General features: G+C 63.9%; 9 protein-coding genes. 1 reads left to right on the forward strand and 8 read right to left on the reverse strand.

Features of this window, described 5'->3' with window-relative positions; genetic code table 11:
- Positions 1–286: 286 nt before the first annotated feature.
- The 7 genes from H4I97_RS03740 to H4I97_RS03770 form a co-directional block, all read right to left on the reverse strand.
- Positions 287–3,613: an efflux RND transporter permease subunit gene (locus H4I97_RS03740; protein ID WP_182306598.1), complete on the reverse strand. Its 3,327-nt coding sequence runs from the start codon at positions 3,611–3,613 to the stop codon at positions 287–289.
- Between the two features lie 14 nt (positions 3,614–3,627).
- The gene (locus H4I97_RS03745) at positions 3,628–4,818 is read right to left on the reverse strand and encodes an efflux RND transporter periplasmic adaptor subunit (RefSeq protein WP_182306599.1); all 1,191 of its coding nucleotides are present in this window, start codon (positions 4,816–4,818) and stop codon (positions 3,628–3,630) included.
- A gap of 378 nt (positions 4,819–5,196) precedes the next feature.
- On the reverse strand, positions 5,197–6,189 hold the full coding sequence (locus H4I97_RS03750) for an ABC transporter substrate-binding protein (RefSeq protein ID WP_182306600.1): 993 nt from the start codon (positions 6,187–6,189) through the stop codon (positions 5,197–5,199).
- 20 nt (positions 6,190–6,209) lie between these two features.
- On the reverse strand, positions 6,210–7,079 hold the full coding sequence (locus tag H4I97_RS03755; RefSeq protein WP_182306601.1) for an ABC transporter permease: 870 nt from the start codon (positions 7,077–7,079) through the stop codon (positions 6,210–6,212).
- Entirely contained in the window at positions 7,076–7,960 is an 885-nt protein-coding gene (locus H4I97_RS03760; RefSeq protein ID WP_182306602.1) for an ABC transporter permease, read from the reverse strand. The genes H4I97_RS03755 and H4I97_RS03760 overlap by 4 nt, the downstream gene beginning before the upstream one ends.
- Entirely contained in the window at positions 7,957–8,340 is a 384-nt protein-coding gene (locus tag H4I97_RS03765) for an endonuclease domain-containing protein (protein WP_182306603.1), read from the reverse strand. The genes H4I97_RS03760 and H4I97_RS03765 overlap by 4 nt, the downstream gene beginning before the upstream one ends.
- A 187-nt stretch (positions 8,341–8,527) precedes the next feature.
- Positions 8,528–9,316 carry an ABC transporter ATP-binding protein gene (locus H4I97_RS03770; RefSeq protein ID WP_182306604.1) on the reverse strand — a complete coding sequence of 263 codons (789 nt, stop codon included), beginning with the start codon at positions 9,314–9,316 and terminating at the stop codon, positions 8,528–8,530.
- A 124-nt stretch (positions 9,317–9,440) separates the two neighbouring features.
- On the opposite strand from H4I97_RS03770, the gene H4I97_RS03775 reads away from it, so the two are divergent.
- Complete coding sequence (locus H4I97_RS03775) at positions 9,441–9,854, forward strand: cupin domain-containing protein (RefSeq protein WP_182306605.1); 414 nt, start codon at positions 9,441–9,443, stop codon at positions 9,852–9,854.
- Positions 9,855–10,209: 355 nt separating this feature from the next.
- On the opposite strand, the gene hydA is transcribed toward H4I97_RS03775, so the two are convergent.
- Positions 10,210–11,664, reverse strand: coding sequence for a dihydropyrimidinase (gene hydA / locus H4I97_RS03780; protein WP_182306606.1), 1,455 nt, complete (start codon positions 11,662–11,664; stop codon positions 10,210–10,212).
- Between the last annotated feature and the right edge of the window lie 61 nt (positions 11,665–11,725).

Here is an 11,725-nt window from a genome sequence, read left to right on the forward strand (position 1 = left end):
GGCAGTCCTCGGCCGTGCGTTGCCGTCCGCCCGAGCCGCCGTTCCACTGCCGCGGGCAATCCGCGGCGAGGGGCCGACCAAGCCTCACTCCCAAAACCGGGAAACGACCTACGCTGCACTCATTCCCCAGTGCGAGGCAGGATAAGCAACGCCGGGAAGTGATCATTTGATTTCGATCAATCGCGTCGTGCCGATCTGCGAAAAATCGGCCGCGATGAGCCTGTCTGACAACGAAAAAGAGCCGGTCTCCCGGCTCTTTTCCCATTTGCGGTGTGGATGTAGGCCCTTACTCGGCGGCGAGCGGCCGGATCGGCACGAGCTTGTTCGAATCCGCCGGCGCCGGCGTCCCGCCGGAAGCCCGCTTTTCGATGCTGGCCAGACGCTGCTCGATCGAAGTCAGCGCCTCGTTGTTCCTGCGGGTGCGCACGCTGAGTTCTTCGCGGCTGAGTGTCTCTTCCTCTTCTTCCTTGCGGCCGACGAGGCGGCCGAAGATCCAGCCGAGCAGGTGGGAGAGGTCGTCCATGATCAGGAAGAAAGCGGGCACGACCAGAAGGCTGAGTGCCGTCGAGACGATGATGCCGCCGATCACCGCGATCGCCATCGGCGCGCGGAAGGAGCCACCTTCGCCGACGCCCATCGCGGACGGCAACATGCCGGCAGACATGGCGATCGAGGTCATGATGATCGGCCGGGCGCGCTTGCGGCCGGCTTCCACCATCGCCTGGACGCGGCTCATGCCGCGGTTGCGCATCTCGATCGCGAAGTCCACCAGCAGGATGGCGTTCTTCGTGACGATCCCCATCAGCATCAGGATGCCGATCAGCACCGGCATGGAGAGTGCATTCTGGGTGATGATCAGCGCCACTGCCACTCCACCGATCGCGAGCGGCAGCGAGAACAGGATGGTGAAGGGCTGGATCACGTCCTTGAAAAGCAGGATCAGCACGACGAGAACCAGCATCAGGCCCATCAGCATTGCATTGCCGAAGCTCGCGGTCATCTCGGCCTGGATCTTGGCATCACCGCTTTCTGCCAGACGCACCGTCGGCGGCAGCTTCGTCTCGTCGACGATGCGCTTGAACTCCGCCGTCGCCGTATCGAGCGCGGTGCCCTGCGGAACGTCTGAGCCGATCGCCACGACGCGACTGCGGGCATTGCGCTTGATCGAGCTCGGGCCTTCCGAGTAGTCGACATCGGCGATGCTGTAGAGCGGCACGGTCTGGCCGGTCGCGGTCTGCACCTTCAGGGCCCGGATCGCGGCGAGGTCACGCCGGACGTCGAGCGCCATCTGCACCCGGATCGGGATTTGCCGGTCGTCGAGCGAGATCTTGGTCAACTGCGCATCGATATCGCCGATGGTGGCGACGCGCACGGTCTGGGCGATCTGCTGCGGCGTGATGCCGAGGCGGGCGATCTCGTCCTTGTGCGGACGGATCTGCAGTTCGGGCCGGGGCAGGGCACCTTCCGAGCTGACATTGGCGAGGATCGGCGAGGCACGCAGGCGCGATTCCAGGAGACGAACGGCGTCGTTCAGGTCCTGTTCGTTGGTGGAGAGGAAGTTGAACGTGAGTTCACGCTCGGCGCGGTCGTTCACCTTGGAGATGCGAACGTCCGGGATCGAACGGACCTTGGCGAAGACTTCCTTCTCGACCTCCCATTGCGGACGGGTGCGGCCCTTTTCCTCGATTTTCGGCAGGTAGGAGCCGATCAGGGGCAGCGAACCGAGACCCTTGTTCACGAGAACCTTCACCAGCGAATGGTCGATATTCTGCAGGATAATGCGGACCGTCGCGCGGCGCAGTTCAAGATCGCCCTTGGGCGAGGCGCCGCCGAGGACGAAGACGCTTTCGACACCCTCGAGGTCACGAACGGCCTCATAGACCTTCTCGCTGGCGGCGGAGGTTTCCTCGAGCGTGGCATTCGGCGGCAGTTCGACCGAGAGCACGATGCGGGAAGAATCGTCCGGCGGCATGAAACTGCCCGGTACCTGCGACAGCAGCGCCATGGAGCCGATGAGGAAGAGGATCGCGCCGGCAAGCGTCGCGTAGCGCGAATACCACTTGCTCGTCGTTCCTGTCACCAGCCGGGTGTAGGTCTTCATCAGACGGCTGTCGTTGTCGTGATGGTCCTCCATGCCGTCTTCCGCGCGCATCAGATAGGCTGCCATCAGCGGCGTGATGAAGCGGGCGACGAGAAGCGAGAACAGCACCGAGAAGGCGACCGTCAGGCCGAACTGGATGAAGTACTGTCCGCCGATGCCGGGCATGAAGGACACGGGCACGAAGACGGCGATGATCGTGAAGCTCGTCGCGATGACGGCGAGGCCGATTTCGTCGGCGGCCTCGATCGCCGCCCGATAGGGCGTCTTACCGAGCTTGATGTGGCGGGCGATGTTCTCGATCTCCACGATCGCGTCATCGACCAGGATCCCGGTCGCGAGCGTGAGCGCGAGGAAGCTCACGAGGTTCAGCGAGAAGCCCATGAGATCCATCACCCAGAAGGTGGGAATGGCCGAGAGCGGTAGGGCGACCGCGGCAATCAGAGTCGCACGCCAGTTGTGGAGGAAGAGGAACACCACGATGACGGCGAGGATCGAGCCTTCCATCAGCGTGTGGAGTGCCGCTTCGTAGTTGCCATAGGTGAAGTAGACGGAGTCGTCGACCATCTCGATCTTGACGTCGGGATGGGCTTCCCGAACCTGATCGAGCTTCTTGGCGACGGTTTCCGCCACGGAGACTTCGCTGGCGCCCTTTGCGCGGAAGACCGCGAAGGTGACCGACGGCGTGCCGTTGAAGCGCGAGAACGACTTCGGCTCCTCGTAGGTGTCCTTGATCGTACCGAGGTCGGCGAGCTTGACGAAGCGTCCGTTCGGAAGCGCGATCGTCGTTTCCGCCAGTCGGGCCACGTCCTTGGCGTCGCCCAGCGTGCGGATCGTCTGCTCGTTGCCGGCGACCTGGCCGCGGCCGGAACCGAGATCGAGGTTGGTGCCGCGAAGCTGTGCGTTGACGTCCGCCGCCGTGATGCCGTGGGCATCGAGGCGGTCGGCGTTCAGCGAGACCAGGATTTCGCGATCGGAGCCGCCGTAGCGGTCGATCCGGCCGATGCCGGGCTCGCCCTGCAACGAGCGCTTGATCGTGTCGTCGACGAACCAGGAGAGCTCCTCGAGCGTCATGTTGGGTGAGGAGACGGCGAAGGTCTGGATGGCCTGCCCCTCGACGTCGACCTTGGAGACGATCGGCTCGTCGATGCCGGCCGGCAAGGAGCCACGAACCTTGTCGATCGCGTCCTTGGTGTCCTGGACGGCCTCGCCGGTCGGCTTCTCGATGCGGAACACGACGACCGTCTGGGACTGGCCGTCTGTCACCGTCGACTGGATCTCGTCGATGCCGCTGATCGACGCGACGGCATCCTCGATCTCCTTGGTGACCTGCATCTCCAGTTCGGCAGGCGAGGCGCCGCTCTGGGTGATCGTGATCGCCACCACCGGCACGTCGATGTTCGGAAAGCGGGTGATCGGCAGCGTGTAGAACGACTGCAGACCGACGATCACCAGAAGGGCGAAGGCGAGCAGCGGCGCAATCGGGTTGCGGATCGACCAGGCGGAGAAGTTCATGGGTTAACCTCGGGTCAGTTCGACACTGCAGCTTGCTGTTCGCGCACGGGATTGATGTGGTCGCCGTCTCCGACGAAGGCGCCGGCCTTGGCGACGACCTCGTCGCCTTCCTTCAGTCCGCTGACGACCTGCACGAAGCCGTCGTCCTGGATGCCGACCTCGATCGCCGTCTGCTTGACGACGCCGCCCTCGACCTTGCGGGCGAAGGAGGTGCCGCGCTCTGTGGTCACGGAGGCGAGGGGAAGGGCAAGCGTGGTCGCCTCCTCGACGATGATGGCGGCCTTGGCATACATGCCGGCGCGTGCGCCGGAATCGTCGTCGATCGCAATATGCACGGCGCCGAGGCGGGTCTGCTGGTCGACGACCGGGGCAATCAGCCGAACGGTTCCGGTGAGCGTCGAGCTGCCGCCGGCGACGGTGATGTTGGCCTTCTGGCCCACCTTCATCTTCAGGACATCGGTTTCGGAGACATCGGCGACCAGCTCGATCTGGCCGTCACGGATGACGGTGAAGAGTGGCTGGCCGGCACCGCTCGCAATCGCGCCGATCTTGGCGGTGCGCGAGGCGACGACACCCGCGGCCGGGGTCTTGATATCGGTACGTGCGAGTTTCAGGTCGATGTCGGCGATCTGGCTGTCGACGACCTTGATGTCGGCTTCGGCGATCGCGATCGCCTGCTCTGTGCTGCTGGCCTTGGCCCTGGCGCTGGTCGCGGCGGTTTCCGCCTGCTCGATCTGCGAGGTGGAGACGGTGCCGGACTTGCCGAGCGTGGTCGCCCGCTTGTACTGCCGCTCGGCCTCGGCAGCATTCGCTTCGGCATCCCTCAACTGGGCCCGGTACTGGGCGAGCGCTGCTTCCGCCTTGGCCCTGGTCGCGACGAGCTGGCTCTTTTGCAGCAGCAGGCTGTCGTCGGAGAGACGGGCGAGTATGCCGCCGGCTTCCACACGGTCACCGACATCTGCCTCGAGCGAGCGGATCGAAAGCCCTTCGACCTGCGGCTGGACATAGATCTCCTCGACCGGTTTGATGGTGCCTGTCGCAACGACCCGATCGACCAGCTTTTGCACTTTCGCCTCGGTGACGACGATGGACGGCAGGATCTGTTCGGTCTTGGCGGCCGGTGCCTCCTCGGCGGTTGCGGTCAGCGGCGCGAGAACGGTGCCCAGTGCCAGCAGCACGGCCGTCGTGTTCAGGTATCGACTCATCTGTCCCTTCCGAGGTTCAACTTCAAGAAATTCACTGTTCTAAAACCGGAGAATGGCCGTAGAAGTCCGGCGGGAGTTCCGTAACTCTTTACGGAAGCCGTATATCTTCTCTGAACGCGACCGACAATTCTTCCCGAAGGCACTTCAAGCGGTTTACTTGGGTTTGGTAAAGGCTGCCTGCAAGGCCCTCCAAAGCGCTTTGCGCGCGAAATATTAGGCTGACGTTTCAGGTAAATCAACGTCTGGAGCGCACACGGTCGCCGTTACATCCAGTTTTGACCGAGGAACGGCCGGACTGTGCCCGTCTCGCAACAGCAAGACGCACGGGCGGTGACCCGTGCGTCCTGGTCGTTCTTGTCGTTCTGGCGTCGCCGAAGACTACTTCAATGCAGCGTCGGTGATCTCATGGGTAAAGGCGCCCTCCGGCTCCTTGGTGATGACCGGATCCGATCCGCCGCCGAGCAGCGTCGCGACCGTGCGCTTGTAGTCGGCCTCGTCCAGGGCGCCGTTCGAGCCGGCGGTCAGCTTGGCGACCTCGCCCATCATGCGCTTCTGGTGCTTCTCGGTCTGGGCGCCGGAGGCGTCGTTGTCGAGAACGATGCCTGCGGCGTCATCCGGATTTTCCTCTGCCCACTTCCAGCCCTTCATCGAAGCGCGGACGAACTTGACCATCTTGTCCTTGAAGGCCTGGTCCTTCAGCTTGTCCTCGAGCACGTAGAGGCCGTCCTCGAGGGTCGCCACGCCTTCGTCCTCGTACTTGAAGGTAACGAGGTCTTCCGCCTTGATGCCGGCGTCGATGACCTGCCAGTATTCGTTATAGGTCATGGTCGAGATGCAGGCGGCCTGCTTCTGCAACAGCGGGTCGACGTTGAAGCCCTGCTTGAGCACGGTCACGCCGTCCGGCGATCCGTCGGTCTTGATGCCGAGATGGGCCATCCACGAGAGGAACGGATATTCGTTGCCGAAGAACCAGACGCCGAGCGTCTTGCCCTTGAAGTCTTCCGGCTTGGTGATGCCGGTCTCCTTGAGACAGGTCAGCATCATGCCGGACGACTTGAACGGCTGGGCGATATTGACGAGCGGCACGCCCTTTTCGCGGGTGGCGAGTGCGGAGGGCATCCAGTCGACGATCACGTCGGCGCCGCCGCCGACCAGAACCTGCGGCGGGGCGATGTCCGGGCCGCCCGGCTTGATCTCGACGTCAAGGCCTTCCTCTTCGTAGAAGCCCTTGTCCTTGGCGACGTAATAGCCGGCGAACTGCGCCTGCGTCACCCATTTGAGCTGCAGTGTCACCTTGTCGGCGGCTGCGGCCTGCATCGCCATCAGCGAGACGGCGCCGGCCAGCAGCAGAGATGCGATTGTCGTTTTCATTCCTGTTCCCTCTTTTTTGTTCAAGCCTGTCCACCACGGACAGACGGATGCCAGAAGGTGACGGCACGCTCTGCCAGCGCCACCACCCCGTAGAAGACCGAACCGGCGAGCGCGGCGACCGCGATCTCGGCCCAGACCATGTCGACATTCGAACGCCCCACTTCCGTGGAAATCCGGAACCCCATGCCGACGATCGGGGTGCCGAAAAATTCTGCCACGATCGCGCCAATGAGCGCCAGCGTGGAATTGATCTTGAGGGCGGTGAAGATGAACGGCCAGGCGGCCGGCAGCCGGAGCTTCACCAGTGTCTGCCACCAGCTCGCGGCGTAGGTGCGCATCAGATCGCGCTCGATATGGCTTGCCGAGGCAAGGCCCTGGACCGTGTTCACCAGCATCGGGAAAAAGGTCATGATGACGACGACGGCGACCTTCGATTGCCAGTCGAAGCCGAACCACATCACCATGATCGGCGCGACGCCGACGATCGGGAGTGCCGAGACGAAGTTGCCGATCGGCAGCAGCCCCTTCTGGAGGAAGGGCGAGCGGTCGATCAGGATCGCGACTGCAAAGCCGAGACCGCAGCCGAAGACATAGCCGGTCAGCACCGATTTCAGGAAGGTCTGGCGGAAATCGGCCCAGAGGGTCGGCACGGACCCGACGAGCTTTGTCCAGATTGCCGAGGGTGGCGGCAGCAGGATCGACGGGATCGAGAAACCACGCACGACGCATTCCCAGACGACCAGCAGCGTGATGCCGAAGATCAGCGGAACGGCGATACGGGCTGCCCGCCTTGCGGCCGGTGCCGCAAAACGGCGGCGCACCAGCCATTCGTTGAGGCCCCAGGCGCCGAGCCAGAACAGGACGGCGAAGATCAGATAGGCGCTGTTCACGGCTTTTCCCCCATGCGCTTCAGGACGGCGGAATGGGCCATGCCGACGATGGTGACGAGGACGGCGGCAAGACCGGACGCCATGAAGAGGGCAGCCCAGATCTGGATCGTCTGCCCGTAATAGGAGCCGGAGAGCAGGCGGGCGCCGAGCCCGGCCACTGCCCCGGTCGGCAGCTCGCCGACGATGGCGCCGACGAGCGAAATGGCGATCGCCACCTTCAGCGAGGTGAAGAGATAGGGCATCGAGGCCGGCCAGCGCAGCTTCCAGAAGATCTGCAAGCGGCTGGCGTTATAGGTGTGCATCAGGTCGAGCAGGATCGTGTCCGGGCTCCTCAACCCCTTCACCATGCCGACGACGATCGGGAAGAAGGAGAGGTAGGTCGAGATCAGCGCCTTCGGCAGCAGGCCGGAAACGCCGATCGAGTTCAGCACCACGATGATCATCGGTGCCACCGCGAGGATCGGGATCGTCTGGCTGGCGATCACCCACGGCATGAAGGAGCGGTCCATGGCGCGGTTGTGCACGATCGCGACCGCCAGCAGCACGCCGAGCAGCGTGCCGATGCCGAAGCCGGCGAGCGTCGCCGAGAGCGTGATCCAGGCATGATAGACGAGGCTGCGCTTCGAGGTGATCGCCTTGCCGACGGTGGTATCCCAAAGCTCGACGGCGATCTGGTGCGGCGCGGGCAGGACCGGCCGTTCCTGGTTGAACGTGCGCTCGACCACCTGCCCGAAGGTTACCGTCTCGCCGGCGCGCGCGGCCTGGTCGCGCACGAAGGGCGCGTTCAGGTAGACGACGAAGAGGTGCCAGACGACGAGGATCACGAGGAGCACGGTCAGGATGGGCAGGATGCGGTCGCGGAAGTAGGAGGGGGAGGTCATGGGCTCTCCTCCGTCGTCAGGAATTGTTGCAGCGCCTTTTCCAGGGCGATGAACACGTAGCTCGGGTTGTCGACTACCTGATCGTTGTCGAAACGGAGAACCTCAAAGCCCTGGCTGCGAAGAAATGCGTCCCTGCGCAGGTCGTGTGCTCGGCCTTTATCCGTCTCGTGACTGTTACCATCGACCTCCACAATCACCCGGGCAGAAAGCCAAGCGAAGTCAGCGATGTAAGGACCGATCGGTGTCTCCCTACGAAAGCGCGCGCCACGGGGTCTGAAATCTCGCAATAGATCCCACATCTCCCGCTCGGCCTTAGTCAGTTCGCGGCGGAGGGTCCTTGCACGTTTTCTGGTCTTCGGATCGATATTGGAATGCGGCATGGGACACTCCAGCGGTAGCGATCGTCCTTTGACAAAGACCCCCTCTGGCCTGCCGGCCATCTCCCCCACAAGGGGGGAGAAGACCCGCGGTATTGTCCTGCCAGTGTCAAAGGGCGCGGATCGGGCGGCCGAGCCCCTCCCCCTTGTGGGGAGGGGTTGGGGAGGGGCCCTTCTTGCCGGGCGGGCACTATTCATCATAGCTATGCCCCGCCTTCAGGCCCTCGCGGACGCGGTGGGCTATTCGCAAGAACTCCTCTGTCTCGCGGATGTCGAGCGGGCGCTCCTTCGGTAGCGTGGAATGGATGATGTCGGTGACGCGGCCGGGCCGCGGGCTCATGACGACGATCTTGGTCGACAGATAGACGGCTTCCGGGATCGAGTGAGTGACGAAACAGATGGTCTTGTTGGTCGCCGCCCAGAGCTTCAGCAGCTGTTCGTTCAGGTGATCGCGGACGATCTCGTCCAGCGCCCCGAAGGGCTCGTCCATCAGCAGGAGGTCGGCGTCGAAGGCGAGCGCGCGGGCGATCGAGGCGCGCTGCTGCATGCCGCCGGAGAGCTGCCAAGGAAATTTCTTGCCGAAGCCGGTGAGGTTGACGAGCTTCAGCGTCTCCTCGATGCGCCGCTGCTGCTCCTGCCTGCCATATCCCATGATCTCCAGCGGCAGGGCGATGTTCTTCTCGATCGTCCGCCACGGATAGAGGGCGGCTGCCTGGAAGACGTAGCCGTAGGAGCGGTCCTTGCGGGCGTCCTCCGGCGTCATGCCGTTGACGGTGATGTCGCCGGAGGTGTGCTTTTCGAGGTCGGCGATCACCCTCAGAAAGGTCGTCTTGCCGCAGCCGGAGGGACCGATGAAGGAGACGAAGTCACCCTTCTCGACCTCAAGATCGACGTTCGACAGGGCATGGACGGGACCGTCATTGGTCTGGAAGACCAGACTGAGGTCCTTGGCGGAGACGACGGAGCAGGGTGCAGTCATGCGTTGGAACCATTCGGCTTTCTTGCAAAGGCATCAGGCCTCTTGCATTCTGTCAATGAGGCGCCGCGAAGAAGCGGCGAAAGGGAAACGGCGGAACGGCCGCCAGGGAGAAGAGGTCGCGACCATGGAAGCATCATCGAAACCCACCTGCCGCATCGTCAAGCCCGGCAACACCTATGACGGCAAGCAGGGGCTCAGCTATTTCGAGGGGATCGCGGCGGAGACGGTCGGTTCGAAGGGCATCTGCATGCACCTTCTGACGATGCCGCCCGGAGCGCGCGCCAAGGCGCACCTGCACGAGAGCCATGAAACCGCGATCTACTGCCTCTCCGGCCAGGCGCATACCTGGTACGGCGACCGGCTGGAAAACCACGTGATCCTGCACGCGGGCGAGATGTTCTACATCCCGGCCGGCGTGCCGCACCTGCCGGCGAACCTTTCCAGCACGCCGTGCTCGGCGATCATCGCCCGCACCGACCCGAACGAGCAGGAAAGCGTCGTTCTGTTGCCGGAGCTGGATGCGCTGGTGGAGGTTTGAGGTTACCCTTCCCTCCGACGGGGAGAAGAGGGCGTGGCCTGCACCCCCCTCTGTCCTGCCGGACATCTCCCCCTCACGGGGGGAGATCGGTTCTACGACGCGTCGCGACCCCACCCTCCCCTTGAGGGGGAGGGTCGGAGCAAAGCTCCGGGGTGGGGTGATGTATGAGCCGCCAGCGCGAACTTCCGAAGCCGAACTCGTCGCCTGGATCACCCCCACCCGCCGCTTCGCGGCGACCTCCCCCTCAAGGAGGAGGTGTGGCGAGTGGTCAGCCGCCTCCGATCTCCACCCTTGAGGGGGAGATGCCCGGCAGGGCAGAGGGGGGGAACGCCGAGCGCCAACGCCATCGGACCGCTCAAACCCCCGTCGCCGGAATGCCGGTGCGCTCGACCTTGCGGGGGGCGACCAGTTCCTTCCAGGTGGAGAGCGCCTTGTTGACCGCCTGGAACGGCTCGCGCCTGACGAACTCGCCATGGCCTTCGCGTGTCTTGACGGTCGCTTCCTCGATCGCGACCATGCCGCGGGTGAGCGTGAAGCGCGGCAGGCCCGTCACCTGCTTGCCTTCGAAGACGTTGTAGTCGATCGCCGACTGCTGGGTGCCGGCCGAAATCGTTTTCGAGCGCTTCGGATCCCAGACCACGATGTCGGCGTCGGCGCCGACGAGGATCGCGCCCTTCTTCGGATACATGTTGAGGATCTTGGCGATGTTGGTCGAGGTGACGGCGACGAACTCGTTCATCGTCAGGCGGCCGGTTGCAACACCGTAGGTCCAGAGCATCGGCATGCGGTCTTCGAGCCCGCCGGTGCCGTTCGGGATCTTGGTGAAGTCGCCGAGGCCGAAGCGTTTTTGGTCGGTGGTGAAGGCGCAGTGGTCGGTCGCCACACAGGAGAGCGAGCCCGATTGCAGGCCGGCCCAGAGGCTATCCTGATGCTGCTTGTTGCGGAACGGCGGGCTCATGACGCGGCGGGCGGCGTGGTCCCAGTCCTTGTTGAAGTATTCGCTGTCGTCGAGCGTCAGGTGCTGGATCAGCGGTTCGCCGTAGACGCGCATGCCCTTCTGGCGGGCGCGGCGGATCGCCTCGTGGGCCTGTTCGCAGGAGGTGTGGACGACGTAGAGCGGAACCCCCGCCATGTCGGCCAGCATGATCGCACGGTTGGTCGCTTCGCCCTCGACCTCGGCAGGTCTCGAATAGGCGTGCGCTTCCGGTCCATTGTTGCCTTCCGCCAGGAGCTTGGCGCACATGGCGGCCACCACGTCGCCGTTCTCCGCATGGACGAGCGGCAGCGCGCCGAGTTCCGCGCAGCGCGAGAAGGAGGCGAACATCTCGTCGTCGTTCACCATCAGAGCGCCCTTGTAGGCCATGAAGTGCTTGAAGGTGTTGATGCCCTTGTCCCTAACGACGGTTTCCATCTCGTCGAACACGCGTTTGTTCCAGCCGGTGATCGCCATGTGGAACGAATAGTCGGCGTTGGCGCGGCTCGTCTTGTTGTGCCACATCTGCAGCGCGTCAAGAAGCGACTGGTCAGGAGCGGGCAGACAGAAATCGACGACCATGGTCGTGCCGCCGGCAAGGCCGGCGCGCGTACCGCTTTCGAAATCGTCGGAGGAATAGGTGCCCATGAACGGCATTTCGAGGTGGACGTGCGGATCGATGCCGCCCGGCATGACGTAGCAGCCGGAGGCGTCGAGCACCTCGTCGCCGGAAAGGTTCGGGCCGATCTCGACGATCACGCCGCCCTCGATCCTGACGTCGGCCTTGTAGGTGAGATCGGCGGTGACGATCGTGCCGCCCTTGATGACTGTGCTCATGCTCACTCTCCCCGTGTCACGTGTGTTTCTTGTTGCAGACTTCCGTGCGTCATGCCGCTCG

The sequence above is a fragment of the Ciceribacter thiooxidans genome (assembly GCF_014126615.1).
GTDB classification, from domain to species: Bacteria; Pseudomonadota; Alphaproteobacteria; order Rhizobiales; family Rhizobiaceae; genus Allorhizobium; species Allorhizobium thiooxidans.